Annotated in this window: 24 protein-coding genes; 9 read left to right on the plus strand and 15 right to left on the minus strand. The window is 71.7% G+C overall.

The genetic code is table 11. The annotated features are described in order from the left end of the window. The 4 genes from BDW27_RS10435 to BDW27_RS10450 all read left to right on the plus strand — a co-directional run bounded on the left by BDW27_RS10435 (window position 1) and on the right by BDW27_RS10450 (window position 2,743). On the plus strand, window positions 1-462 hold the full coding sequence (locus BDW27_RS10435; RefSeq protein WP_110049161.1) for a roadblock/LC7 domain-containing protein: 462 nt from the start codon (window positions 1-3) through the stop codon (window positions 460-462). A gap of 8 nt (window positions 463-470) precedes the next feature. Beyond that, window positions 471-914 carry a DUF742 domain-containing protein gene (locus BDW27_RS10440; protein ID WP_017546026.1) on the plus strand — a complete coding sequence of 148 codons (444 nt, stop codon included), beginning with the start codon at window positions 471-473 and terminating at the stop codon, window positions 912-914. Next, the gene (locus BDW27_RS10445; RefSeq protein ID WP_110049162.1) at window positions 895-1,479 is read left to right on the plus strand and encodes an ATP/GTP-binding protein; all 585 of its coding nucleotides are present in this window, start codon (window positions 895-897) and stop codon (window positions 1,477-1,479) included. Before BDW27_RS10440 ends, BDW27_RS10445 begins: the two co-directional genes overlap by 20 nt. 253 nt (window positions 1,480-1,732) lie before the next feature. Next, complete coding sequence (locus BDW27_RS10450; RefSeq protein WP_110049163.1) at window positions 1,733-2,743, plus strand: oxygenase MpaB family protein; 1,011 nt, start codon at window positions 1,733-1,735, stop codon at window positions 2,741-2,743. Window positions 2,744-2,786: 43 nt separating this feature from the next. Here the strand turns inward: BDW27_RS10450 and BDW27_RS10455 are convergent, their stop codons facing one another. Further along, window positions 2,787-3,443 carry a TetR/AcrR family transcriptional regulator gene (locus tag BDW27_RS10455; protein WP_017546023.1) on the minus strand — a complete coding sequence of 219 codons (657 nt, stop codon included), beginning with the start codon at window positions 3,441-3,443 and terminating at the stop codon, window positions 2,787-2,789. A gap of 80 nt (window positions 3,444-3,523) precedes the next feature. Between BDW27_RS10455 and BDW27_RS10460 the strand changes: the two genes are divergently transcribed. Further along, window positions 3,524-5,020: a DHA2 family efflux MFS transporter permease subunit gene (locus BDW27_RS10460; protein WP_110049164.1), complete on the plus strand. Its 1,497-nt coding sequence runs from the start codon at window positions 3,524-3,526 to the stop codon at window positions 5,018-5,020. Here BDW27_RS10460 and BDW27_RS10465 read toward each other — a convergent pair. Then, the gene (locus tag BDW27_RS10465; protein WP_233515715.1) at window positions 4,993-6,180 is read right to left on the minus strand and encodes a DUF418 domain-containing protein; all 1,188 of its coding nucleotides are present in this window, start codon (window positions 6,178-6,180) and stop codon (window positions 4,993-4,995) included. The genes BDW27_RS10460 and BDW27_RS10465 overlap by 28 nt on opposite strands. A gap of 98 nt (window positions 6,181-6,278) precedes the next feature. Between BDW27_RS10465 and BDW27_RS10470 the strand changes: the two genes are divergently transcribed. Further along, window positions 6,279-6,881 carry a TetR/AcrR family transcriptional regulator gene (locus tag BDW27_RS10470; RefSeq protein ID WP_110049166.1) on the plus strand — a complete coding sequence of 201 codons (603 nt, stop codon included), beginning with the start codon at window positions 6,279-6,281 and terminating at the stop codon, window positions 6,879-6,881. A 27-nt stretch (window positions 6,882-6,908) separates the two neighbouring features. Here BDW27_RS10470 and BDW27_RS10475 read toward each other — a convergent pair whose 3' ends face one another. The 4 genes from BDW27_RS10475 to BDW27_RS10490 form a co-directional block, all read right to left on the minus strand. After that, complete coding sequence (locus tag BDW27_RS10475) at window positions 6,909-7,661, minus strand: SDR family NAD(P)-dependent oxidoreductase (RefSeq protein WP_110049167.1); 753 nt, start codon at window positions 7,659-7,661, stop codon at window positions 6,909-6,911. A 43-nt stretch (window positions 7,662-7,704) separates the two neighbouring features. Beyond that, entirely contained in the window at window positions 7,705-9,063 is a 1,359-nt protein-coding gene (locus tag BDW27_RS10480; RefSeq protein WP_110049168.1) for an FAD-binding oxidoreductase, read from the minus strand. Continuing rightward, window positions 9,060-9,974 carry a decaprenyl-phosphate phosphoribosyltransferase gene (locus BDW27_RS10485; protein WP_110049169.1) on the minus strand — a complete coding sequence of 305 codons (915 nt, stop codon included), beginning with the start codon at window positions 9,972-9,974 and terminating at the stop codon, window positions 9,060-9,062. The genes BDW27_RS10480 and BDW27_RS10485 overlap by 4 nt, the downstream gene beginning before the upstream one ends. A 198-nt stretch (window positions 9,975-10,172) precedes the next feature. Further along, window positions 10,173-11,093 (minus strand): DUF3068 domain-containing protein, encoded by a 921-nt coding sequence (locus tag BDW27_RS10490; RefSeq protein ID WP_110049170.1) that lies wholly within the window; start codon window positions 11,091-11,093, stop codon window positions 10,173-10,175. A gap of 157 nt (window positions 11,094-11,250) precedes the next feature. Here BDW27_RS10490 and BDW27_RS10495 point away from each other — a divergent pair, with 157 nt between their 5' ends. Continuing rightward, window positions 11,251-12,558, plus strand: coding sequence for an acyltransferase (locus BDW27_RS10495; protein WP_110049171.1), 1,308 nt, complete (start codon window positions 11,251-11,253; stop codon window positions 12,556-12,558). Window positions 12,559-12,563: 5 nt separating this feature from the next. On the opposite strand, the gene BDW27_RS10500 is transcribed toward BDW27_RS10495, so the two are convergent. Continuing rightward, on the minus strand, window positions 12,564-14,576 hold the full coding sequence (locus BDW27_RS10500; RefSeq protein ID WP_110049172.1) for a hypothetical protein: 2,013 nt from the start codon (window positions 14,574-14,576) through the stop codon (window positions 12,564-12,566). Between the two features lie 139 nt (window positions 14,577-14,715). On the opposite strand from BDW27_RS10500, the gene BDW27_RS10505 reads away from it, so the two are divergent. Together BDW27_RS10505 and BDW27_RS10510 are read left to right on the plus strand one after the other, a co-directional pair. Further along, a complete protein-coding gene (locus BDW27_RS10505; RefSeq protein WP_370446478.1) occupies window positions 14,716-15,471 on the plus strand; it encodes a class I SAM-dependent methyltransferase in 756 nt (251 codons plus the stop codon). Then, a complete protein-coding gene (locus BDW27_RS10510; RefSeq protein ID WP_110049173.1) occupies window positions 15,468-16,202 on the plus strand; it encodes a bifunctional 2-polyprenyl-6-hydroxyphenol methylase/3-demethylubiquinol 3-O-methyltransferase UbiG in 735 nt (244 codons plus the stop codon). The genes BDW27_RS10505 and BDW27_RS10510 overlap by 4 nt, the downstream gene beginning before the upstream one ends. Here BDW27_RS10510 and BDW27_RS10515 read toward each other — a convergent pair. From BDW27_RS10515 to BDW27_RS10550, 8 genes are all read right to left on the minus strand, one after another. Then, window positions 16,165-16,392, minus strand: coding sequence for a DUF397 domain-containing protein (locus BDW27_RS10515; protein ID WP_110049174.1), 228 nt, complete (start codon window positions 16,390-16,392; stop codon window positions 16,165-16,167). The genes BDW27_RS10510 and BDW27_RS10515 overlap by 38 nt on opposite strands. Before the next feature lie 221 nt (window positions 16,393-16,613). Continuing rightward, the gene (gene ligD / locus BDW27_RS10520; protein ID WP_110049175.1) at window positions 16,614-17,534 is read right to left on the minus strand and encodes a non-homologous end-joining DNA ligase; all 921 of its coding nucleotides are present in this window, start codon (window positions 17,532-17,534) and stop codon (window positions 16,614-16,616) included. A gap of 383 nt (window positions 17,535-17,917) precedes the next feature. Next, a complete protein-coding gene (locus tag BDW27_RS10525) occupies window positions 17,918-18,862 on the minus strand; it encodes an electron transfer flavoprotein subunit alpha/FixB family protein (RefSeq protein WP_049570769.1) in 945 nt (314 codons plus the stop codon). A gap of 33 nt (window positions 18,863-18,895) precedes the next feature. Further along, window positions 18,896-19,675, minus strand: a complete 780-nt coding sequence (locus BDW27_RS10530) for an electron transfer flavoprotein subunit beta/FixA family protein (protein WP_199560611.1) — start codon at window positions 19,673-19,675, stop codon at window positions 18,896-18,898. Between the two features lie 408 nt (window positions 19,676-20,083). Next, on the minus strand, window positions 20,084-22,501 hold the full coding sequence (locus BDW27_RS10535; RefSeq protein WP_233515716.1) for a protein kinase: 2,418 nt from the start codon (window positions 22,499-22,501) through the stop codon (window positions 20,084-20,086). Between the two features lie 441 nt (window positions 22,502-22,942). Beyond that, on the minus strand, window positions 22,943-23,743 hold the full coding sequence (locus BDW27_RS10540) for an enoyl-CoA hydratase-related protein (protein ID WP_017546008.1): 801 nt from the start codon (window positions 23,741-23,743) through the stop codon (window positions 22,943-22,945). A gap of 47 nt (window positions 23,744-23,790) precedes the next feature. After that, window positions 23,791-24,555, minus strand: a complete 765-nt coding sequence (locus BDW27_RS10545) for an energy-coupling factor transporter transmembrane protein EcfT (protein ID WP_110049313.1) — start codon at window positions 24,553-24,555, stop codon at window positions 23,791-23,793. Between the two features lie 23 nt (window positions 24,556-24,578). Further along, window positions 24,579-26,123 carry an ABC transporter ATP-binding protein gene (locus BDW27_RS10550; protein ID WP_110049178.1) on the minus strand — a complete coding sequence of 515 codons (1,545 nt, stop codon included), beginning with the start codon at window positions 26,121-26,123 and terminating at the stop codon, window positions 24,579-24,581. Between the last annotated feature and the right edge of the window lie 2 nt (window positions 26,124-26,125).

Below are 26,125 nucleotides of genomic sequence, written 5' to 3' on the forward strand. Positions count from 1 at the left end.
GTGACGAGTACCGAAAGCGCTGAGCGCGGCAGCGGAAGCGCCGCGGGCAAGAAGGACATCGACTGGCTCCTGGACGAGTTGCTCGACCGCGCCGTGGGTTCGCGCCACGCGATCGTCCTCTCCGCTGACGGCCTGCTGATCGGCCGCTCCAAGGAACTGGTCAAGGAGGACGCCGAGCACCTGTCCGCGGTCGCCTCCGCGTTCCAGAGCCTGGCCCGGGGCACCGGCCGTCACTTCGGCGGCGGCGAGGTCCTCCAGACCGTCGTCGAGATGGAGAGCGCCTACCTCTTCGTCACGGGCGCGGGTCGCGGCGCCTGTCTGGCCGTCCTGGCCGAGGAGAGCGCCGACGTCGGTCTCATCGCCTACGAGATGAACGTCCTGGTCGACCAGGTGGGCCGTTACCTCGAGACCGCTCCCCGCCACGGGGATGCCGACGAGGCGTCCGGGGAAGCCACGCGATAGGGGTCCGTATGCAAGCGCACGACGAGTTCGATCCTGGTGACACCCAGCACGGTCTGCCGCACCGCGACGCCGTCGGGGGCTTCGGCGAGGAAGCGGCGCCCGACAGCGAGGAGGCCGGACCGCTGGTCCGGCCGTACGTGATCGCGCAGGGCCGTGACCACGCCGACGCCGTCCAGCTGGACATGATCAGCGTGGTGATCGCGGCCAAGAGGGCCGAGGTCGACGAGATGGCGCTCGAACCGGAGCAGCTCCGCATCCTGGAGCTGTGCCGTCGTCCCCTGTCGGTGGCCGAGGTGTCCGCCCACCTGGACATCCCGGTGGCCGTCGTCAAGGTCCTGCTCAGTGACCTGCTCAACCGCGGGCTGGCTCTGGCCCGCGCCCCCTACACAGCTAAGAGCCCGGTGAGCCGGGACGTACTCCAGGCGGTTCTCGATGGCATCCAGAGACTCTGACCCGGGCCCCGAGGCCCCCGTCCCCTCCGCACTCAAGATCCTGGTCGCCGGCGGTTTCGGCGCCGGGAAGACCACCCTGGTCGGCGCGGTCAGCGAGATCGCTCCGCTCAGCACCGAAGAGATGATGACCGAGGCCAGTTACGGCATCGACGACCTCTCCGGTGTGGAGTCCAAGACCACCACCACGGTGGCGCTGGACTTCGGCCGCATCACCATCAGCCCGTCCCTGGTGCTGTACCTGTTCGGCACACCGGGCCAGGAGCGCTTCTGGTTCATGTGGGAGGAGCTGTCCGAGGGTGCGCTGGGCGCCGTCGTCATCGCCGACACCCGCCGTCTGGAGACCTGTTTCGCGGCGGTCGACTTCTTCGAGCGGCGCGGGGTGCCGTTCGTGGTCGCGGTGAACTGTTTCGACGGAGCCCACCAGTACGAGCCGGACGAGGTCCGTGAGGCGCTGAGCCTGAACCCGGACATCCCGGTGACGTTGTGCGACGCCCGTGTGCGCGAGTCCGCCAAGCAGGTGCTGCTGACCCTGATGAACCGGGTGTCGGAGCAGGTCGCGGCGTGACCCTGGCCGGTCGCGCGGTAGCGACCGGCCGCCGAGGGGCGGGTTGAGCGGGGATCGGGGGATTCCGCTCCACCCGCCCCTCCTTCGTGCGGCCGGACGCGCCGCACGGGGTGTCGGAGGTGGAAGGGTCGCCCCTTCCCTTGTACACCTGTAGGTTCCAGGTAAAGTGCGGGGCGCGCGCCACGCCCTTGGCGGCGGCGTTCGGAGGAAACCGGGGCACACCCCGGGCGGTCCAGGACGAAGGTGGAGTTCCATGCAGCGTTTCCATTGGCGCGACGAGATCCGCGGCCTGGACGCGGAGGCCGACTGTGAGCGGATCGTGCGGATCCTGGGCACGTTGGAGTTCCCCTGGGACCTGGAGCAGGCACTGGGCCTGGCCCTGTACCGCACCTACGCGGTCCCGTCCATCGGCCAGCTGCTCGGGGACACCCACGAGTTCACCGAGCGCACCCAGCACCGCTACGACGACACCGCGCTCATCCTGAACGACATCATGGAGCACGGGTTCGGCCCGGGCCGGGGCCGCGACGCGCTGCGCCGGATGAACCAGATGCACCGCTCGTACGACATCAGCAACGACGACTACCGGTACGTGCTGAGCACCTTCGTCGTCATGCCGGTGCGCTGGCTGAACGACTACGGCTACGGGTGGCGCCGCCTGAGCGACCACGAGATCGCGGCCAGCACGAACTACTACCGCAAGCTCGGTCGGCACATGGGGATCAAGGACATCCCCGAGACCTACGCCGAGTTCCGCCAGCTGATGGACTCCTACGAGGCGGAGCACTTCGCCTTCACCAAGGGCGGGCGCGCGGTCTCGGACGCCACCCTCGACCTGATGGTCGACTTCTACCCTGCCTGGCAGCGCCCGCTGGTGCGCCCCTTCACCCGGGGCCTCCTGGACCCGCCGCTGATCAAGGCCTTCGACTACCCGGAGCCCTCGGCGTTCTGGCGCAAGGGCGGGGACCTCGCCCTGCGGCTGCGTGCGAGGATCGTGCGGCGGATGAGGCCCCGCAAGGAGCAGCGCTGGGCCCGGATGAGCCCCAACATCCGCAGCTACCCCGAAGGCTACGAGCCGGACCGCATCGGCACGTTCCCCAAGGGCTGCCCGGTCCCGCACGACATGCTGACGCGTGACGTGGGGGCGACCGGAGCCAAGGTCCCCGCGCCCGGGCAGGCGGTGGCCCCGGCGCCCCGCGCCCCCGAGACCGCGAACGCCGCACCCGAGACCGCGAGCACCGCCCCCGAGCCGACCGAGCGCTGATCGCCGCCGCCGGGCCGGTGGGGGCGGCCCGCGCCCTCCACCCCTACCGGCCCGGGGCCGGGCCGTGGATGCGTAGGAAGGCGTCCACTCCGGAGCGGACCATGGCGATCCGCTCCTCCTCCGGCAGCGGGAGCGCGCCGAAGAACGACCTGCTGTTGGCGGGGCCGCGTACCAGGGCCAGGTAGTGCCCGGCCGCGGCCTCCTCCCCCTTCGGGGCGATCTCCAGCAGCCCGCGGTCGGCCAGGGCGCGCAGGTGCGCGGCCAGGGCCCGCACCACCAGTTCCGAACCGCTGTCGGACCAGGCGCGCGCCGCCTCGGGGAAGTGGGTCGCCTCACCGATCAGCAGCCGGACCAGGGCCGTGTGGTCGGCCCGGCGGCCCTGCGGGGACAGCCACTCGTCCTCGAACCCGACGAGCGCGGTCCTGGCGTCACCGGCCCGCCCCAGATGGCGGGCGGTGGCCTCGGCGTGGTCGGCCGCCAGGACGGCGCTGCTCTGGGTGACGATCGTGAGGAACAGCCGCTGCTTGTCCTCGAAGTGGTTGTAGATGGTGCGCTTGGAGACCCCGGCGTCCGCGGCGATGGCGTCGACGCTGGCCCGCGCGTAGCCCTCCCTGAGGAACACGCGCAGCGCGGCCTCCGTGATGGCCTCGCGTTTGACCGCCGACCGGCGATCCCGCCCGTCTCCGCACGTGTCGGTCATCCCTCGTCCTCCGTGCTCGTCCCTCGTCGACCGGGAGGCACCCAGGTCCCGGCGAAACTGCACCGTGTAGTTTACCTGGTATGGCGAAGCACGACCCCCACTCCTCAGCTGTGTCCGCCGACCCCCCGAAGCCGCCCGGCCCGGGCCCCTCCGCGCCCCACCGGCTCGATCGACCGCTCATCAAGCTGGCCGCCGTCCTGCTGGTCGGCTCGATGGCCGCCCTTCTCGACACCACGATCGTCAACGTCGCCGTGGACCACCTCTCCCGCGAGCTGGACGCCCCCGTGTCCACGGCGCAGTGGGTGGCCAGCGCCTACCTGTTCTCCACCGCCGCCGTGATCCCGGTGACCGGCTGGGCGATCGACCGCTACGGCCAGCGGGCCACGTGGATCACCGCCCTCGTGCTCTTCGGGGTGGGGTCTCTGCTGTGCTCCGCCGCGTGGTCCATCGAGAGTCTGATCGTCTTCCGCGTGTTCACCGGGCTGGGCAGCGGCATGGTCCTGCCTCTCGTCATGACGATCCTCGTGCAGGCGGCCGGTCCGCAGCGGCTCGGCCGGGCCATCGGCCTGATCAGCGTGCCCATCCAGCTGGCGCCCGCGCTCGGCCCGGTGCTGGGCGGGATCGTCCTGGACACGCTGGGGTGGCGGTGGATCTTCGTGATCTCCGTGCCGTTCATCCTGCTCGCGATCGCCCTGGCCGTGCGCGGGGTGCCCAGGGGCACCCCCCGCGCCACCGAACGGCTCGACGTGGTCGGCCTGCTCCTGCTCTCCCCTGGTATCGCGACCCTGCTCTACGGACTGTCAGTGCTGGGAAGCTCCCGTCCGGCCCCGCTGTTCGCCGGCGTCGGCCTGCTGCTGATCGTCGGCTTCGTCGTGCACGCGCTGCGCGAGAGGCCGGGCGGGCCGCCACCCGTGATCGACCTCCGCCTGTTCCGGAACCTGCTGTTCCGGTTGGGGGCCCTGCTCATGTTCGTGTTCGGGATCTGCGTGTGGGCGGGCATGTTCCTGCTCCCGCTCTTCTTCCAGCAGGTCCAGGGCACCTCCGCGATGACCGCGGGGCTGCTCATGGCGCCGATGGCCGCCGGGGTGGCCCTGGTGAACCTGTTCATGGGGTCGGTGACGGACAACGTCGGTCCGCGCTACCTGGTGGTGGGCGGCCTCTTCGTGGGCGCGGCCGCCACCGCCCCCTTCGTCCTCGCGGGGCCGGACACCTCCCCGGCCCTGCTGGCCGCCGCGATGTTCGTGCGGGGGCTGGGGCTGGGAGCGGCGATGGTGCCGATGCTGGCCACCGCCTACCGGGGTCTGCCCTCGGACCGGGTGCCCAGGGCCAGCAGCGCCCTGAACGTCACCCAGCGGCTGGGCGCGGCCATCGGCACCGCAGTGCTGGCCCTGCTGCTGGCGTCGCTGCTCGCCGACACCGCGCGGCCCGAGACCGCCTTCCAGGCCACCTTCGCGTGGATGACCGGCCTGACCGCCGCCGCGATGGTGCCCGCGATGTTCCTGCCCAGCACCCGGCCCGACCTCACACCGGGGCGGACCGGCCCGGACGGTCAGACGCCTCCGAGCTCCGCCCCCTGACCGGCCTTGGGCTCGGCCCCCGGCTCCGGGCCGTAGGTCACCCGCCGCACCAGGGTCTCGAAGGGACCCCGTCGTCCTGCCCGACGCATCGAGTCGGCCAGGACGACGGTGGCCAGCCACACCCCGGTGGCCAGCAGGGCGGTCGACGTCACGCTGAGGGTGCCGGACAGGTCGAGGAGGAACGGCGTGAACACCACCGCCCACACCGGCGACTGCGCGAGGTAGCCGGTCATGGAGCGCTGCCCGGCCGAGGCCAGGGCGGTCACCACCGGACCGGGGGCCGGGCGGCGCTCGATCCGTAGCGCCAAGAGCGCGATGAGCGCCGCGTAGCCGAACCCGCCCGCGACCCCGCTCGCGCCGTGCAGGGCGCCCAGGACCGCCTGGTCCTGCACCGGTGGCACCGGGACCGCGCCCGCGACCGCCAGGGCCAGCGGCTGCGCGCCGAGCACGGCGATCACCGGCCCCACCACCGCCGTGGTGACCAGGAGTCCCCGGTGCCGTCCCCCGCGCTCCAGCATCCTGCGGCGCCCGGCCCAGAGGCCGACCAGGAAGGGGGCCGCGAAACCGATCGGGCCGACCAGCGACACCAGCGCCACCGCAGCCGCGCGATCGGTGAGCATCGTGACCGGGTCCGGGGGCAGGAGCACGGGGTCCGGCCCCTCCGTACCGTAGACACCCGCGTCCGGCAGGGACGTGACCAGGAAGAACAAGGCGGCCACGGCCAAGAGCCAGCGGTCGCGCCAGAAGACGGCGAAGGATCCGAGCAGGAGCAGGACGCCGTACATGGCGAGGATGTCCCCGGCGTAGAACAGGAACCCGTCCACCACGCCGACCACGACCAGCACGGCCGCGCGCCGCCACAGCAGCCCGCGGGTGGCGGGGCGGCCCGCGTCGGTGTTGCGGCCGACCAGGAGGGCGACGCCGTAGCCGAAGAGCAGGCCGAACATGGGGAAGGCTCGGCCGTCCACGAAGGTGGCGATCACCCAGGCGACCGCCCGGTCCACGGAGCCGCCGTCGAGCGGGAATCCCGCGAGGTGGGCGTCGCCGCGCACGAAGTAGTGGGAGTTGGCCAGGGCGATGCACAGCAGCATCACGCCCCGGGCCAGGTCGGGGCCCAGTGCTCGCCGCCCGGCCGCCACCGGCCCTCGTGGACTGTTCATGCGGTCAGCGTACGTCATTAGTAGAGTAACCACTACAACAATGAGGCGATTGACTGTGCCCAGGACCCAACACCCCCGAACGAACGGAGACGCCGCTCATGCGGACGGTCAACCCCGAGAAGCACGCGGCTCGCCGGGCCTCGATCCTCGGTGCGGCGGCCGAGGTGTTCGCCGAACGCGGCTACGACGGCGCCACCACGGCGGCGATCTGCAAGCGGGCGGGTGTGGGCTCGGGCACCCTGTTCCACTACTTCCCGGACAAGCGCACCGTGTTCCTGGCGATCGTCACCGACGACCTCGCCGCGGTCACCACCCGCCTGGAACGGATCGACCGCACCGACCCCGCCCGGGCGCTGGACGAGGTCCTCGACCTCCTCACGGCGGACCTGGGCGACCCGATCGCCCCCGGTCTGGCCGCCGCCATGATCCAACTGGCCCAGCGTGATCCGGAGTTCGGCGCCACGGTCGTGGCCAAGGACGAGGGCACCCGGGCCGCTCTCGCCGGAATCATCGGGGCCGGTCGGGGCTCCGGGGTCTTCGAGGCGGCCGTGGACCCCCACCGCGCGGCGCGCTGGATCGTGGCGCTCACCGACGCCGGGTATCTGATCAGCGACAACGAGGAGTTCGACCCCGCCGAGGACGGTGCGGAACTGCGCCGGATCATCGCGGCCTACCTGGGCCGCCGCACCGGGACCGCCTGACCGCCCCGGCCCACCCTCCGGCGACTCCTAGCGCCCGAGGCGGCGCCACAGGGGGCGCGGCACCAGCCGCATGCCGGTGAACAGCGGCCGGAGCACGCGCGGAGCCCACACCGTGGTGGCGTTGCCGCGCAGCCCCCGGGACACCGCCTCGGCCACCTGGGCCGGGGTGGCGGGGAACGGCGCCGGGTCCACGTGCCGCGACATCCGGGTGGCCACGTACCCCGGCCGGACCACCAGGACCCGGGCGCCCGAACCGTGCAGGGAGTCGGCCAGCCCCTGAGCGAACCCGTCGAGCCCGGCCTTGGCGGACCCGTACACGAAGTTGGCCCGGCGCACCCGGACCGCGGCCACGGACGACAGCACCACGAGGGCTCCGTGGCCCTGTTCGCGCAGTCGGGCGGCGACGGACAGGCCCACGGACACGTGGCCGGTGTAGTTCACGGCGGCGGCGCGGGCGGCGGAGAGCGGGTCGGCCTCGTAGGCGGCCTGGTCGCCCAGCACGCCGAAGGCGTCCACCACCACGTCCAGGTCGCCCACCAGCTCCACTGCGGCGGCCACGGTCGCGGCGTGGGTGCCGGAGGCCTCGGCGTCGAACTCCAGTGAGTGCGTGGTGGCGTCCAGGGCGCCGAACACACCCGGCGGTTCGGCGACCCCGCCCCGGGCGGCGAGCACCACCTCGCGGGCGCCCTCGCGGACCAGCCGTTCGACGACGGCCAGGCCGATCTCGCTGCGTCCTCCGAGCAACAGGACGGTACGCACGCTTCCCAGCGAGTCACGCATGGTCGGGTCCTTCCGGGACGGTTCGTGGTTCGTGTGGGCGTGTTCAGACGAGGCGCAGGCGCCGGGCGAGGTCAGAGACGAGTACGCCGTCCGGGTCCACGCGGGCACGCGTGGCCCGCCAACCGGGGATGGCCGGGTACATGGCGTGCACGGTCTCCGGTCCGGCCCTGCTGTCCTTGGCCAGGTACACGCGCCCGCCCGCCGCCAGGACGCGCTGGTCGAACCCGTCCAGCAGACGCGCCAGTCCGGGGAGACCGGCGGGCAGGTCCACGGCCAGGGACCAGCCGGGGCGCGGGAAGGACAGCGGCCCGGGGGTGGGTGCGCCCATCCTCTTGAGGACAGCCAGGAACGACGGCGCCCCCGCCCGGGACAGCCCTTCGGCCACGGCACGCAGGGTGTTCTCCTCTCCGAAGGGGACGACGAACTGGTACTGGACGAGCCCCCGCGGACCGTACATCCGGTTCCATCCCGACACGGCGTCCAGCGGGTGGAAGAACCCGGCGAGGGACCGGGCCCGGCCCCGCTCCCGCAGGGGCGCGGCGCGGTGGTGGGCGCTGTTGAAGGCGCCCACCGTCCACCGGTTGAGCAGCCCAGGCGGGGCCCAGGGCGGCGCGGCCAGCGTGGGTCCGGTCCGGTGCCGCAGGGGGTCGCGGCGCTGGGGTGCGGGCAGGTCGGCGCGGAGGGCGTGGTCGGCGCGGGTCAGAACGCCGCGTCCGAGGGAGGCGCCCCGGGCCAGGAGGTCGACCCAGCACACCGCGTACCGGTGGGTGCGGTCCGCACGGGCCATGAGATCCAGGGTGGAGTCGAGGTCCGGAGTGCGGTCGGTGTCCACACGGGCGTAGGCGGTCTCCACCGGGAGCACTCCGAGGGTGGCCTCGGTGATCACCCCGGTCAGGCCCATCCCGCCCACGGTGGCCCAGAATAGGTCGGGGTCGGGCCCTTCGGGGCCGAGCCGGAGCACCCCGCCCGTGGGCGTGAGCAGGGTCAGGGAGCGCAGGTGCGCGCCCAGCGACGAGTCCACGTGGTGGTTCTTGCCGTGCACGTCGGCGGCGATCGCCCCTCCGAGCGTGACGTGCCTGGTCCCGGGGGTGACGGGCAGGAAGTACCCGTGGCGCAGCAGGTGCTCGACGATCCGCCCCAGGCTGGTCCCGGCGGGCGCGGTGAGCTCCTCTCGCACGGGGTCCAGGCGCGGCGGCCCGGTGAGTTCGGTGCAGTCCAGAACGGTCCCGCCCGCGACCTGGGCGGCATCCCCGTAGGAGCGGCCCAGCCCCCGGGCCAGGACGCCGCGCGGGCCCGCCTCGGCGAGCATACGGGCGGCCTGTTCGGCGGTGCGCGGGCGCACCACGCGGGCGGCGGTGGGTGCGGTGCGGCCCCAGCCGGTGAGGAGCGTCGGGCGGCTCACAGGTGGATCCCCAGTCCGACCAGGAGGGCGAGCGAGGCGAGGACGAGCTGGAGCGGGCGGTCCCGCAGCGCGATCTCCTCGGGTTCCTCGCCCGCGCCCCGGTCCACGAGAAGGTTGTAGCGGAGCACGAACATGATGAACGGAACGATACTGACCGCGTGGAACACGGACTGCGGTCCGCCGCCCTGCTCCAGCGCCCAGAGGCAGTAGGTGACGATCATGGCGCCGGAGGCCATGATGCGCATCTGGGACAGGTAACCGGGGGTGTAGCCCAGCAGCGCCGTGCGGGTGGGGTGCGCCGTGGCCTCCTCCCCCGCGTGGGTGTTCGGTCCACCGGTCGGCAGGACCGGGGCGGTGGCGCGCAGTTCCGCCTCGCGTTTGCCGACCACCACGAGCAGCGCGGCAAGCGCGACCACGATGACGAACCACGAGGTCAGCGGCACCCCGACCACGAAGCCGCCCGCCATGGCGCGCAGCATGTGGCAGGAGGCGACCGCCACGAGGTCGCAGACGACGACCTCCTTGAGCCTGAGCGTGTAGGCCAGGGTGAGCAGCACGTATCCGAGCAGCACGAGGGTGAACGGTGCGCTGCCCAGGGTCAGGGAGGCCAGCGGGGCGGCGGTCACGAACACCACTCCGACGGACAGGGCGAGCGGGACGGGAAGGTCGCCCGAGGCGACCGGTCGGCTCCGTTTGCGCGGGTGTTCGCGGTCGCGCTCCGCGTCGCGGACGTCGTTGAGCAGGTAGGTGCCGCTGGCCGCCAGGCAGAAGAGTCCGAAGGAGGCCGCGCACAGCAGCAGGGTGCGGGGGTCGCCGAGCGTTCCGGCGGTGGCCGGTGCGGCGAACACCAGGAGGTTCTTCACCCACTGGCGCGGGCGGCACGCCCGGACGAGGGCGCCGGTCCGGTGCATGCGCGCCCCTCCTGGTGATCGCGACGAGTGTGGCGGCCGGACCGCCCGCGAGGGGGGTGGGCGGTCCGGCCGTGGGTTCCAGCGGTGCGGCCGCGGGAGCGGCCGTCACGGTGCGGGGCCGTCTGCGGCGTGGGGGTCGGCGGCGGCGTGGGGGCGCCCCTGGGTGGGGGGTCGACGTTCCTCGTGTGCGCGGGGGTGTCAGCCGTGGTTCTCGGTGCGTCGGCCGGTGACCAGCAGGACGACCGCGATGCCGACGAACCCGGCGCCGAGCACCAGCGCGCCGATGGGCAGCGTGGTGTGCAGCAACGGCAGGACGGTGCGGGCCTGCGTGGTGTTGTCGATCGCGGCGGCGCGGGTGGCGTCGTCGAACCGGAGCTCGCCGCTGAGCAGGGTGAGGACCTCCTCGCCGTCGACGACGACGACGCGGTGGTGCTCCTCGCTCATGTCGATGGGGGAACCGCTGACCGGCTCGATCCAGTAGGTCCGGACGATGGAGAAGGTCTCGTCGCCGACCACGTCGCCGTCGCCCTCCAGCCCGGCGACCGAGCGCGGGATCTCGCGTTCGTCGATGACGGTGGGCTCGACGGTCTGGACGAACTTGTAGGCCTCGACGCCGTCGACCTCCTCGACGCCCTCGAATTCCATGGGGACGACCTCTTCGACGGTGGTCTCGAAGAAGTCGTAGTCACGCTGCTCGGTGAGGAAGGGGAGCTTCCACCCCTGCCCGGTCTGCTTGACGGAGGAGTCGTTGATCATGGCGTCGCAGCAGTCGACGAGTTCACCGGTGACGCGGTCGTGCCCGGCGCGGCGGTTCGTGGAGCTGATACCGAAGTCGGTGTCGGCGTCCTTGATCCACGTGAACTGGTCCCACACCACCACGTCGTCAGTGCTGGAGGCCACGTCGGCACGGATGGTCGAGTGCGCCTCCACGTCGGCGTCCTCGACGAGCTCGACGTCCTCGATGTTGAAGTAGGTGACCTCTCCGACGTTGACGGTGGGGTTGTAGTAGTCCAGCGGAGTCTTCATCAGGGAGCTGGACATCCACGTGCGCATCATGGGTGCCAGGGCGAGACAGAAGACCCCCAGCGCGATGAGAACAACCGCAACGGTACGGCGCATGTGCCCTCCTGGGCGGATGAGAGTCCAGATCTGGAACTAGGTTCAGTTCCGGGTAGAGTACTGCCCAGTAGTGAACGACGTCACCTGGGCGTGTCTGAATTTTTATAACACGTTCTAGTAGAACGCGTTTCGGCTCCCTCCCGTTCTGGAAGGCCCCATGGCGCCCACTTCCTCCGCGCCCGAGGACCCCACCTCCGGCAACGCCCGAACCACCACCGCGGACCCCGCGCTCCTGCTGCCGCAGGTGAGCGGTCGGCACCACGCACTCGACGGGGTTCGCGGGCTGGCCTGCCTCATGGTCCTGGTGGTCCACGTGTCCACGGAGACCGGGGACGCCCTGGCCCCCGGGCCGGTGGGGGCTCTCCTCAGCGCCTCGGCCCTGGCGGTGCCGCTGTTCTTCGCCCTGTCCGGGGTGCTCCTCTACCGCCCCTGGGCCCGGGCCGCGCTGGACGGCACGCGGGGGCCGAACACCCGCGCCTACCTGTGGCGACGCGTCATGCGCGTCTTCCCCGCCTACTGGGTGGTGGCCGCGGTGGCCCTCGCCCTGTACGCGGGAGAGCACCTGGGATCGGTCCGGCACTGGGTCGAGGTGCTCACGCTGACCTTCCCCTTCAACACCAGCCCGCACTGGGCCGGGCCGGGGCCCGAGGGGCTCGGCCAGATGTGGAGCCTGTCGGTCGAGGTGGCCTTCTACCTGACGCTCCCGCTCCTCGCGGTCTTCCTCGGCCTGTGGGCCAAGGGCGGCACGACCGTGGACGCGCGCGGCCGCAGGCTCATCGGCGGTCTGGTGGTCGTCACGCTGCTGTCGTACCTGGCCCTGGTCCCGCAGTACTTCCCGGAGCCGCGCGAGCTGATGCACTCCTGGCTGCCACGCTGCATGGGGATGTTCGCGGTCGGGATGGCGCTGGCCACCCTCTCGGAGTGGGCCTGGCGGGAGAGCGGCCCCGACGGCCCGGTGCGCCGGTTCTGCCGGACCGTGGGCACGTCGCCGGGACTGTGCTGGGCGGTCGCCGCCGCGTTCTACGTGCTGGAGTCCACGCCCGCCGCCGGAGGACGGTTCTTCGAGCCCGGCAACCTGTGGGTGTCCGTGATCGAGTCGACCACCAGCATCGGCTTCGCCTTCTTCGTCGTCGCCCCGGTCGCCCTGGCACCGCCCGCCCCCGAGGGGCCGCGCCGCCGCCTGCGCTCGCTCTCCACCTGGAGCGAGGGGGCCTGGCTCGACGGACTGATGCGCCACCCCGTCATGGTGTTCTTCGCGCCGATCAGCTACGGGGTGTTCCTGTGGCAGTTCGTCGTGCTGTACCTGTGGCGCGACTTCACGGGGCAGGAGATCTTCACCGGGTCGTTCTGGCTGGACATCATCCCGGTGCTCATCGGCAGCGTGCTGATGGGCAAGCTCACCTACCACCTGGTGGAGGAACCCAGCCGGCGCTGGTCCCGGCGGTTCTTCACCGGGAGGCGCTGAGACGCTCAGCCCCGGTCGTCCTCGGTCCCGACCGCCTCGGCGCCCTCCTCGGCCTCCGCGTCCTCCTCCGCGACCTGGCTGGCCGGGAACAGCTGGCCGAGCGAGGCCCAGGTGACGCAGGTCCTCCCGGCGTCGGTGAACAGCGTGAACGTGGTGTCCCGCTCGCTCACCGGCACGTACCAGAACCCGCCGTCGGGGGCGGCGGGGAGCTCGGTCTCCACCTCCTCCTCACCCACGACCACCAGCAGATCGGCGTCCTCCTCCGACGTGTAGCCGATGGTCGCCACCTGCTCGATACCGCCGACCTCCCACACGCTCCAGGACATCAGTCCGTCCCAGCTCGCCATGCACTCCTCGCCCTCCGAGGGGCGGAACGCGTTGGCCCGCGCGGTCGGCGCGGCCTCCACCAGGTGCCCCTCGTCGTCGAAGACGTGGGCGCTGTCGGACTCCTCCGGCGCGTACATCCGCCCGGCCACCTCGCGGTCCGCCAACGGGGACAGCACGTAGGAGCTGAGCCTGCGCGGTCCGTTCCACTCCAGGACGATGTCGTCGGGAACGGCCCGGCTGTACAGGCCCGCTCCCCTGGGCACGTCCTCCAGGGAGGCCCGCACGTTGGCCAGGTACTCGCGCTGGCGGTCCCCGCTCAGCGTCCCGGCGTAGGTGTACGTGGAGTACGAGGCCGAACCCGCGTAGACCAGCGTGACCGCGACGGCCGCCGCCCACACGCTCCGCGAGGGCCGCAGCAGCTGGATCGGGCGCCGCCCGCGCTCCACCCACTCGCGGGCGCGCTCCTCCTTGGTGGCGAGGAAGGCCAGGGCCAGCACCAGGGCGAACACCAGTGCCGCGTCCGCGACGTAGCGGGGATCGGAACCCACTTCCCCGTAGGCACCGCCCCGGGCGACGGCCGTGGGCACGGCGTCCACGAACACCAGGTACCCCGCCAGGATCGCCCAGGCCCGCCAGGAGGTGCGCCGCACCCACAGGCTCACCAGCACGATCACCACGAGGACGGCCCACGCGCCGACCAGCACCGGGCCGAGCGGGTCCACCAGCCCGCCCGCCGGGGTGACCGGCCCCCACTCGAAGGGCCCGCCCAGGGCGCCGGTCGGGAACACCTCACCCAGCATCCGCCGCACCAGCTGCGCCACCACCTCGGACTCGGGCACCGACGCGCCCTCGCCACTCGTGGAGGCCCGCTGCCGGGCCAGGTACAGGACGAGGTAGCCGACGCTGATCCCCGCCATCGCCAGCCAGTGTCCGCGGTGGCGCCGGAAGGCCTGGCGCACCGCCTCCACCAGGTGGCCCGGGTACAGGAAGGCCACCGCCACCACGAACACCAGCGAAGGCAGGAAGAGCGCCTTGACCGAGAACAGCATCCCGAACGCCACGGCGCCCACGGCCCACCAGGAGAACAGGACGTTGCCGGTGCGCAGGTAGCGCACCGTCCACAGCAGGGCCAGTACGATCGCCAGCTGGAAGGGCACCGCGTTGAGCGCAGCCGACCACCAGCCCAGTACCGGGACCGTCAGCGGCGCCAGCGCGTACACCGTCAGCGGGACGAGCAGCGCCCACCTGCGGCCGAAGAGCTCCCACAGCAGGCGGAGGCAGGCCAGGACCGCCACCGCCTGCACGACCAGCATGGTGCCCGCCGCCGACGCCCAGTGGAACGGCGCGAAGGCGGTCTGCACGTACACCAGGAACAGGGCCCCCGGCATGAAGTGGCCCTTGTGCAGCTCCAGCAGGTACTCGGGCGACAGGTCCTGGGCGTGCGCGGCAGCGAAGAACAGGAAGTCGTCCTCCACGAAGTACGACTCGCTGAGGACGTACACCTTCAGGGCCAGCGCCGCCAGCACGATCAGCAGTCCGGCCTGGAGGATCCGGTCACTCCGGAGGCGCCGCAACCCCGCCAGGCTCTCGCCCAGCACGTCGCCGTAGGCGGGGTCCTCCTCCGGCTGCTCCGCCGCCCTGCGTACGCTGGGGGCCGCCCCGCCGCGCTCCGTGGGGGAATCAGGCGCCATGGGTACTCTCCCCGCCGTAGGTTGGCCAACCCGGAAAATGGGTGCCAGAATACAACACGTTCCACTTTCTTCCCTGACCGTTGTCGCAGGTCCCGATGGACCGCGAACCCAGAACAGGAACAAGCTCCAGTTCCTGGGGGTGGTCACCAGTGCCGTGGAGGTGATGCCGGTGGGGCTCGAACAGGTCCGCCGAGACTGGACCCGGCTGGGTTCCACCGAGCCGCTGTGGGCGGTCTGCGTCGATCCCGACAAGCGCGGCGGCGGGTGGGACGACGACGAGTTCCTCGCCTCCGGCCGCGCCGAGATCGACCCGGCGGTCAGCCGCCTCGACGAACTGGGACTGGCGCCCGAACGCGGTCGCGTCCTCGACTTCGGCTGCGGTGCCGGGCGGCTCTCCAACGCCCTGGCGGCACACTTCCGGCAGGTCGTCGGCGTGGACATCTCCGCGCCCATGCTCGACGAGGCACGCCGCCTGGACCGCTCCGGGGGACGGATCGAGTTCGTCCTGAACGAGCGGCCCGACCTCTCCCTGTTCGAGGACGACTCCTTCGACCTCGTCTACACCGACCTCGTCCTCCAGCACCTGCCCACGGACCTGGCCGAGGGCTACCTCCGGGAGTTCGCCCGCGTGGTCCGGCCCGGCGGGGCCCTGGTCGTCGGCGTGCCCGAGTCCGAGCGGCGCACCTTCAAGGGCCTGGTCTTCCGGTACGCGCCCTGGCCACTCGTGGCCCTGGCCCAGCGGGTGGTGCTGCGCTACCCGGCGCCCATGAGGATGCACACCCTGAGCACCGAGCGGATCCGCGAACTCCTGCCCCACCGGATCGCCGCCTCCGACGAGTACTGGGGCGGGGACCACTGGCGCCACCTGCGCCACTACGTCGAGGTCGGGGCATGACCACCCCGTTCCGCGCCACCCTGGCCCGCTCCGTCCGCCTGTTCTCCGCCTTCCGCAAGGAGCAGAGCGACCCGGCGTTCTTCTACGGGATGCTCGCTCGCGACACCGTCGATCAACTCCGCTCCTACACGCCCCTGGACAACAGGCTCGTCCTCGACGTGGGCGGCGGACCGGGCTACTTCGCCGACGCGCTGCGCGCCGAGGGCGCCCGCTGCCTCTGCGTGGACTCGGACGCGCACGAGATGACCCTGCACGGACGCGAGGCCGACGCCAACGCCGTGCAGGGCAGCGCGCTCGACCTGCCCCTGCACACCGACACGGTGGACGTGTGCTTCTCCTCCAACGTGCTGGAGCACGTGCCCGACCGAACGCGGATGGCCGACGAGATGGTGCGCGTGACCCGGCCCGGCGGGCTGGTGTACCTGTCGTACACACTCTGGCTGTCGCCCTGGGGCGGGCACGAGACCTCGCCCTGGCACTACCTGGGCGGTTCGTACGCGGCCGAGAGGTTCACGCGCCGGAACGGGCGACGGCCCAAGAACGACTTCGGGCGCACCATGTACGCGGCGCACGCCAAGGAGATGATCCGCTGGGTGCGGGGCCGCACCGACGTGGACGTCGTGGACCTGCGGCCGCGCTACCTGCCCACGTGGATCAAGCCGATCGTCCACGTGCCGCTGCTGCGGGAGGTCGTCACGTGGAACCTCCTGATCGTCCTGCGCAAACGCTGAGCCCGGGTCTGCCCAGCGCGCCGAGCAGGGCCGCCCACTCCGTGTGGGGGAAGGCCAGGATCCCGAGGCCCGGGTTCCGCGTGTCACGGACGACGGCACGGGCACGCACGTCGGCGACCTCCACGCACTCCTTCGCGGTGGTGCTGTACGAGGACTTGCGGAAGGTGGGCTCGTCAACGGCGAGGAGCATGTCAGGGCCTTTCGCGGGGGATTGGGCAGGACTCACCCACACTCCTGCCCGTGATCACGCTCCGGAATCAGAGGCGAACGTCCTGAATGCCTGACCAGCTCGACCCATCCCACCACAGAAGCCCCATCGCAGGTCAGACCCCATAAATCCACCAGAAACCAGCCCTCAACGACCTTCACTGAGAGTGACGATCCACGCTCCGATCCCGGCCGGAACCCGACCTATCCCTCGCTCTGGCCGGTGCGGGGGCTGGGCACCGCGCGCCCCTCGTCCCGGTCCAGCTGGGCCAGCGCCCGGCGCGGCGACCTCGCGTGCCTGCGCATCCCGGAGAACGGGCACTCCTCGCGTTCCATCTCGATCGTGAAGTCCCTCGACGTGCTGAGCTGGTCCAGCTCCTCCCAGGTCACCGGGGTTGCCACCGGAGCTCCCGGGCGGGGGCGGACCGAGTAGGGCGCCACCGCGAGCTGCCCGGTCCCGTTGCGCAGGTAGTCCACGAACATCCGGCCGTGCCGGGCCGCCTTGCGCACCCGGGTGGTCCACTCGTCGGGCGCCCGCGCCGCCACCCGGTCGGCGACCGCCTTGGCGAGTCTGCGCACCTCCATGTCCTCCACCTCGGGCCGCAGCGGCGAGTGGACGTGCAGCCCCCGGGAACCGGTGGTCATCACGTAGGAGGCCAGGCCGAGTTCGGACAGCACCTCGCGTACGTTCCACGCGGCGTCACGGCAGGAGTCGAAGGCCTCCTCCCCGTCCTCCACGGGGTCGAGGTCGATCACCATCCGGTCGGGCACCCCCAGCCGGGGCGTGCGTGAGGACCACGAGTGGAGGGTGATGGCGTCCTGGTCCGCGCACCAGACGAGGGTGGCCGCCTCGTGGCACTCCATCATCCGCCCGGTGGCGGTCCAGAGCGTGCGGACCCACTTGGGGTGGGCCGGGTGCTGCACGAGGAAGCCCGGCGACTCGATCCCGTCGACGTACCGCTCCAGCGCCACGGGGCGCCCCTTGATGAGCGGCAGCATCAGCGGTGCGATCCGCGCGTAGTAGTCGGCCAGGTCGGCCTTGGTCGCCCCGTCGGGCCCGAAGAGCGACTTGTCGGAGTGGCGGACCTCCACCTTGCGCCGTCCCGCCCGCACCGTCGTCCGCATGAGCGAGCCTCCTCAGGTCGTCGTGCGCGGGACCTACCCGGACACTTCCTCCGAAAACCACACCAAACCTTTCATATACCGCAAACCACCTGCGCGTTCCCGTGTTCCGGGCCGGACACACGACCCGTCAGCGAACGATCCCGACCCCGTCGGCATCTACAGGGACACCTCTCCCGAGCACGAACCAGGGACCCTCATGCGCACATCCATCGAAGGACCGTGGCGGGTGGCGCTCGCCGCCGCCCTGGCCGTGATCGCCGCCGGTTGCGCGCCCAGCACGAGCATCACCCGCGACGAGGCCGAAGAACTCACACAACGAAAGCCGACGCCCGGCCGGAGTCTCCTCCGGCCGGGCGTCGGCTCGAATCAGCGAAGCGCTCGTTCTACTTGCGCTTGTTGATCTCTTCGGTCAGCTGCGGGGCGACCTTGTGCAGGTCACCCACGACGCCGAAGTCGGCGAGCTCGAAGATCGGCGCCTCGGGGTCCTTGTTGACCGCGACGATGTTCTTCGAGGTCTGCATACCCGCCCGGTGCTGGATCGCGCCGGAGATGCCCAGGGCGACGTACAGGTTCGGGCTGACCGTCTTACCGGTCTGGCCGACCTGGAACTGGTTCGGGTACCAGCCGGAGTCGACGACGGCGCGCGAGGCACCGACGGCGGCACCGAGGGAGTCGGCCAGGCTCTCGACGACGCTGAAGTCGTCCGAACCCACACCGCGACCACCGGAGACCACGATGGCGGCCTCGGCGAGCTCGGGGCGCGCACCCTTCTCCTGGACGACGCGCTCGACGACCTTGGCGGTCTTCGCGGCGTCGGAGATCTCGACCGTCACGGCCTCCTCGGCGGCGGCGCCAGCGGCGGCCTCCGGCACGACGGAGTTCGGGCGGACCGCGACGACCGGGACACCGGTGGTGACGCGGGCGTGGGTGACGGTGGCGCCACCGAAGATGCTGTGCTCAGTGACGACCTCGGCGGTGACGTCGACGACGTCGGTGAGCACACCGGAGCCCAGCTTCACGGCGGTACGACCGGCGATCTCCTTGTTCTCGGCGGTGGCCGAGACGAGGATGGCGGCGGCGCCCTTCTCCTGCGCGAGCTTGGCGAGCAGCTCGGCCTTGGGCGCGACGACGTAGTCGTTCACCTCGGCCGGAGCCACGTAGACCTTCTCGGCGCCGAACTCGGCCAGCGCGGCCCGGCCCGACTCCGCACCTTCGCCGACCCACACCGCGGCGGGCTCGCCGATGCGGCGCGCAGCGGTCAGCAGCTCGGTGGTGACCTTCTTGACCTGTCCGTCGACGTGGTCGACGAGGACGAGGACCTCAGCCATAATCCTTGAACCTTCCTGAGTCTCTCGCCTGACCTACACGAACTTCTTCTCGGCGAGGAAGTCGGCGGCCTTGGTGCCGCCGTCGCCCTCGTCCTTGACGATCGTGCCCGCGGCGCGTGGCGGCGCGGCGGCGAAGTCGACGGTCTCGGTGGTGGCGTTGGCCAGACCGACCTTGCCGGTGTCGATGCCCGCGTCGGCCGCGGACTTCTTGTCGACCGGCTTCTTCTTCGCCTGCATGATCAGCTTGAAGGACGGGTAGCGCGGCTCGTTGATCTTCTCCACGACGGAGACGACCGCCGGGAGCTGAGCCTCGACGACGTCGTAGCCGTAGTCGGTCTGACGCTGGATCTTGATGGCGCCGCCGTCGACGTCGACCTTGCCGGCCAGCGTGAGCTGGGGCAGGCCGAGGTACTCGGCGAGCGCGGCACCGACGACACCGGTGCGGGCGTCGGTGGACTCCGAGCCGAGGACGACCAGGTCGAACTCAAGGGTGCCCAGGGCCTGCGCGAGCGCGTAGGCGGTCTGGATCGAGTCGGAGCCGTGCAGCGCCTCGTCGTTGACGAAGACGGCCTTGTCGGCGCCCATGGACAGGGCCTTGCGGATCGAGTCCGTGGCCTGGTCCGGACCCATCGTCAGGATGGTGACCTCGCCACCGTGCTTCTCCTTGAGGAGGAGCGCCTCTTCGATGGCGTACTCGTCGAGCTCGTTGATGACACCGTCGGACGCTGCGCGGTCCAGCGTCTTGTCATCGGCGTTGAGCTTCCGTTCGGTCGCCGTGTCCGGGACCTGCTTGACCAAAACGACAATATTCATGGCCGGTGGCCGACCTCCCTGCACTCCCATATCCGCCGTCAGGCGGGTGGGCGCTGGCGCGCCCCGTTACTGCCAACAATGCCGAATGCCGTTCGGTCATCCGACGGCGGGTCCGGTGTACACGTCTACATCCGACCCGCCCGTGTGCTCATACCAGTGATGTTACTCGCTAGTAGCTTGAAGGCCAACCCGCGCCCCCACGTTCGACTTAGGAAACCCTAACCAGAACCCGTCCGGCAACCGTCGCCGGGCCCACTGGACGGCGTTCACCAGTGCCGACCGGTCGGGACGCGGAGTCCCCACACCCACCTTAGTGACCGGTTCCACGCCGTTGGCGGGCACACCGCCGCCGAACGACGGACGCTCCCCCTCCCGGCGGGAGAAGGAGCGTCCTCGGTGGCTCTTCGTCTAGCCGAACCAGTCGGAGGGGCCGCTGAGCGGGCCCGTGGTCCAGATCGGCGCCGAGGTCAGCCCGATGGAGAGGATCAGCATGGTGAACAGCAGGATGGCGACCACCACTCCCACGTACACGTAGAGGTTGCTGAACCTCGCCCGCTCCACCAGCCACACCGCCTGGTGACGAGCCTCACGCCCACTGGGCATGAGGTAGCTCAGCAGGATCATCACGAACACCGCGAAGGCCCCGGTGTAGTTGGCGCCCTCCCCCGGTGCGTCCATGATCCTCGCGTAGACCATCCCGACCAGGATGCCGCCCAGCAGGTAGATCAGGCCGAACCCGACCGTGCGCAGCGCCATGCGGCCGAACGCCCACGGGAAGCTGAGCGCCACGACCATGCTGTCGGAGTTGCGCGGCCCGCGCGTCTGGAGCCGCCGCGCGTGCTCGGACTTGACCACGTCCAGCGCGCCCAGACCGGCGATCACCACGATGCCCAGGATGATGCCGATCCACGGGAACCACAGGGCCACACCCGCCAGCGAGACCATGATCGGGACGAGCACCAGCGGGTGCATCCGCCAGTACTCGTCGTAGTACTCGTCGTCCTCGTGCTCGTCGTACTCGTCCCCGTGGCCGTCGCCCCGGAAGTAGTCGCCGAACTTGTCACCGCGCCCGCGCCGGAACCGTCCGAGCAGGCCGCCGCGCTCCTCGAACTCCTCCTCGCCGAACTCCTGCGTGCTGTTGGCCCGGCCCTGCTGGCCGACCGGCGTCAGGATGTCCTGGAAGGCGTTGGGGTCCAGCGGGGAGTTGAAGAACTGGGTCTGGGGAGCCGCGTCCGGCTGAGCCTGCTGACGGGCGATCTCCGCCTGGCCCATCATCATGGTCCCGGCGGGGTCGTCCCTGCGCGCCACCTCTCCCGGCTCGAAGCGCTGGGTGCCGTGCGCGTCGTCCCTGCGCGCCAGCTCACCCGGCTCGAAGCGCTGGGTGCCGTGCGCGTCGCCCTGACCGGGCTGGATGCGCTCGGTGCCCTGCGGGTCGTCGAGATCGTGGGACGACCCCGGGGTGATCCGCTCGGTGCCGGGCAGGTGGGACAGGTCGTCGGTGGCCTCGTCCGGCTCACCCCACCCCGTGGCGGCCGCGCGCCCGCCGCCGAGGTCGTCCGTGGCCTCCGCGTCCGTGCCCCAGCCCGTGGAACGCGCCGCGTTGAGGTCGTTGGTGGCCTCGTCGTCAGAGTTCCAGCCCGAAGCCGTGTTGGCGGGCCGACCACCGCTGAGGTCGTCCGTGGCGTCGTCGTTCCAGCCGCCGGACCGCGCGTGGCTGGTCTGCGGCGCGGAGGGGCTGGCCCACGCGCTCGCGGTGTTGGTGGGGTTGCCGCCCCGGGTGTGCGCGGGGCCCCAGCCGTCGGTGGCCCGGCCCGCGAGGTATCCGGCGGCACCGCCGAGCGCCGCCCCCGCGGCACCGGCCGCAGCCGCACCGCCGAAGCCCGAACCGCCTCCGTGGCCGCCCGAGGCGGCCGGGTTCTGCGTCGGGGTGGGGGCGTGCATGGTGTGGCTGCCGGTCTGCCCGGTGGGAGGCATGCCGCCGGCCGGCTCGGTCCAGGGCAGGTCGAGGTTGAGGCGACCCGTCTCGACCATCAGCTCGGCGGCGGTGGGTCGGGCCGACATGTCGCGTGAGACCGCGCGGTTGACGAGCGGGCGAAGCGCCTCGTGCATCCCGTCCATGTCGATCTCACCGTTGAGGATGCGGAAGAAGATGACCTCGAACGAACCGGCGCCATAGGGCGGGCGGCCGGTCGAGGCGAAGGCGACGGTGCCGCCCCAGGCGTGCACGTCGGTGGCGGGCCCCAGGTCCGTACCCTCGATGACCTCGGGTGACAGGTAGCTGGGCGTGCCGACGAACGTGCCGGTCTGGGTCAGCTTGGCGCCGTCCACGGCGTGCGCGATGCCGAAGTCGATGACGATCGGCTCGCCGTTGGAGATGATCACATTGCCGGGCTTGAGGTCGCGGTGGATCACGTCCACCGCGTGGATGTCCTTGATCGCCCGGGCCATGCCGGTGACGAAGCGGGTCAGAGCGCGGCCGCGCAGGGGGCCGTGGTCGGTGACGGTGGCGTCCAGGGTGGGCCCGGGGATGTACTCGGTGACCACCCAGGGCAGCTCGGCCTGGGTGTCCGCGTCGATGACCTCGGCCACGTTGGGGCTCTGCACGCGGCGCATCGTCTCGACCTCGCGGGCGAGCCGGGCGCGTGCGATGTGGTCACCGGCGACCTCGGGCTTGAGGACCTTCACCGCGACGAACTGGTCGGTCCGGGGATCCTCGGCCTGGTACACCACACCCATCCCGCCGGCGCCGATGCGGCGGCGGATGACGTAGTGGCCGATGCGCTCCGGCAGCTCTTCACCCGTGGGGAAACCTGCCGACATTGCCATCGAGAACTCATCCCCTCAAAAGACCACATACCACCACGTCCAGCTTATCGGCCGGGGGGATGGGTCAACATTGGCTTGTGTGGCCCCTCCGAGGGGCCCTGCGGTCTGTTCGGTTCCGCCGGAGGGTGTGGGCGCCACACGCGCCACCGGGGACTCCGAGCGAACCGTCCGTCCTCGGACGACCATTGACGAGTATGACGGAAAAACCACGCGGGCGGTTCCCCGTCCCCCGTCCCGGCTGGCCGGTTCCGGACGTCTTCCCTGGGTCCCGTGTCGCCAGGCGACACGACAATGAATCGGAGCGGCGGCGGAGTTCCACCGGACCTCGCGCAGGTCCGAGGCGGGACACCGAGGTGGACGCCCCGACACTACCCGCCCCGAACTGCGCGAACGCCCCATCGGCCGTCACGGGGGCCCGGGGCCCGGTCACGACCGGGGGATTCAGCGGCCGACGAAGGTGGCCTTGCCCGGCCCCTGCTCGACGAAGCTCTTCATCCCGGCTTTCTGGTCCTCCGTGGAGAACAGGCCGGAGAAGTGCAGGCGCTCGATCTCCAGACCGGTGTCCAGATCGGTCTCCAGCCCCCGGTCGATCGACTCCTTAGCGGCGGCCAGAGCCACGGCGGGACCGTCCACGTACTTGGCGACCAGGGCCACGGCGGCCGAGTAGACCTCCTCGTCGGGGACGACCGCGTCCACGAGACCGATCTCCCCGGCCTCCTCGGCCCGCACGTGGCGGCCGCTGAACACCAGGTCCTTCGCCCGGGACGGGCCGATCAGGCGCGGCAGCCGCTGGGTCCCGCCCGCGCCCGGGATGACGCCCAGCTGGATCTCGGGCTGGCCGAGCCTGGCCTTGGTTCCCGCCACCCGGAAGTCGGCGCACAGCGCCAGCTCGCAGCCGCCGCCCAGCGCGTAGCCGCTGATCGCCGCGACCACGGGCTTGGGGATGCGGGCCACCGCGGTCAGGGCGTTCTGGAGTGACCGCGAGTACTCCAACATGCGGGCGTGGGTGAGGTCGGCCATCTCCTTGATGTCGGCCCCGGCCACGAACGCCCGCTCACCGCCGTAGAGCACCACCGCGCGCACGGAGGGGTCCGCGGACACGGCGGCGGCCGCCTCCGCGATCTCCCGGGTGACCGTGCCGTTCAGCGCGTTCAGCGCCTTGGGACGATCGATCCGGATGACGGCCACACCGGGGTTCTCCGGGTCGGCCTCGACGCGCACGAACTCGCTCACGTTCTCCACCTGCTTCGCTTCGACGTCAGTGTCCGCTGCTTACCTAACCACCCGTGTCAGCGGAAGAGCAGCACCAGGGTCCCCAGGCGGGCCGACACGGTGTAGGCGGAAACCAGCAGCACGGCGGTGCCCACCAGGAGGAGGGTGTCGGCCGCCCGCCAGCGGCTGTACCGCGCGTGCGTGCGCGTTCCGGTGCCGAAGGCCCGCGCGTCCATCGCGGTGGCCAGCAGCGTCCCGGTCCGGATGGACCGCACAAGCAGCGCGAAGAGCCGCCCGAAGAACAGCGAGACGATCCGCAGCGGGTTGCGCCCGGCCTCCAGACCCCGTGCCCGACGGGCCAGGGTGATGGTCCGCCACTGGTCGGCGAGCAGCGGGATGAGCCGCAGCGCGGCGAGCACGCCCATCGCGGGCCGTTCGGGCACCCGGAGGCGCTGCACGAGGCCGTCGGACATCTCCGTGGGGTCGCTGCTGATCGCGGCGAGCAGCCCGGGCAGGGCGATGGTCAGCAGGCGCACCGCCGCGCCCACGGCGCCCTCCAGGCCGTGCTCGCCGTACAGGTAGTTGACCGCACCGCTGCTGAGACCCATGAGCAGGAACGGTCCGCCCAGGATCAGCAGTGTGCGCCGGTCCACCCCGCTGAACGGCACCGTGAGCAGTACCGCGAGCAGCACGACTCCTCCGGTGACGGCGTCCACCGCCGGGATCAGTCCGATCCCGATCGCCAGCGCCGCCAGGAGCTTGGCGGCCGGGTTCAGGCCGGTGAGCCAGTAGCGGGCACCGCCGCCCTCGGGCACGTCCAGGGTGAGGGTGTCCCCTCCCATGGATCGGTGCGTGTGCTGGGAACTCACACGCCCCCCTCTCCCGCCGCGGCGGCCGTCTCCAGGGGTGCCGCGCGCCCGTCGGCCACCCGCACCTCCACGTCCGTCAGACGGCGCAGGAGGAGTTCGTCGTGGGTGGCCATGACCACGGCCCGCCCCTCGGCGCGCAGGACGCCGAGCAGCTCCACCAGCTCCGTCCAGGTGCGGGTGTCCTGGCCGAAGGTGGGTTCGTCCAGGACCAGCAGGTCCGGGGCGTGTGAGGGGCCGGAGCTGAGCGCGGTCGCCACCGAGAGGCGCCGCTTCTCTCCGCCGGAGAGCGTGTAGGGGTGCACCTCGGCCAACCGGGTCAGCCGCAGCCGTTCCATCAGCTCACCCACCCAGGCGTCGGTCTCGGTCTCGCCCATCCCGGCCCGCAGCGGCGCGAAACGGAGTTCGTCGCGGACCGTGGCGGTGACGAACTGGTCCTCGGCGTGCTGGAACACCGTGCCCACGTGGCGGGCCAGACGGCGTGCCGGCCAGCGCACCAGAGGACGCCGGTCCGCCTCGGCCAGCGGACCGCGCGGCAGCACCTGTCCCCGGTGCGGGCGGGACAGCCCGGCCAGCATGGTCAGGAGTGTGGACTTGCCAGCCCCGTTGGGGCCGGTCAGGGCGGTCGCGGTCCCCGCGCACAGGGTGAGGTTCACGTCGTCGAGCACCGCGCGCCGGGGCGCGGCGCGCACACCCACCTGGAAGGGGGTGCGTGCGGTGACGTCCACGGTCTCCACCAGCGGTCCGCCGCCGGGGCCGGGCGCGAGTTCGGGGGCGGGCTCGTTGCCGGGGATCCACACGCCCTGTTCGGCCAGGGAGCGACCGTGTTCGGCGAACACCCGTGCCGGGGTTCCGTCCGCGATCACTCCCCCGCCGGGTTCGACCACCACCACCCGGTCCACCAGGTCCACGACGTCCGCCACCCGGTGTTCGACCAGCACGAGGGTGGCCCGGGTCTCGCCGAGCAGGCGGGAGAGCAGGTCGCGCACGAGCACGGCACCGGCCGGGTCGAGGTTGGCGGTGGGTTCGTCCAGGAGCAGCAGGCGCGGCCGCATGGCCAGCGCACCGGCGATCACCAGGCGCTGCTTCTCGCCGCCGGAGAGCGCGCCCGTGGAGTGCCGGAGTCCGTAGGGGAAGCCGACCTCCGCCAGGGAGCGCTCGACCCGCGGCCAGATGAGTCCGGGCTCCACCCCCAGGTTCTCCAGTCCGAACGCGACGTCGTCCCCGGCGCGGGCCATCACGAGCTGGGTCTCGGGGTCCTGGCTCACCAGCCCGACGCCGCCCCGGCCGCGGTCGGCGGGCGCGCCGTCCACGAGCAGCGATCCCTCCTGCTCGCCGCTGATGGCGCCGTCCTCACCGGTGAGCCCGGCCAGGGAGTGCAGCAGGGTCGACTTGCCCGCACCCGAGGCGCCGAGCAGCAGGACCCTCTCCCCCGGTTCGACGGTCAGGTCCACCCCGCGCAGGGCGTGGTCGTCGCGGCCCGAGTGCCGCCATCCCCAGCCGGAGAGTTCGACGCGCGCACCGCCTGTGTCGGGTCGGGTCACGG

Source organism: Nocardiopsis sp. L17-MgMaSL7 (assembly GCF_003182025.1).
Lineage (GTDB): Bacteria > Actinomycetota > Actinomycetes > Streptosporangiales > Streptosporangiaceae > Nocardiopsis > Nocardiopsis prasina.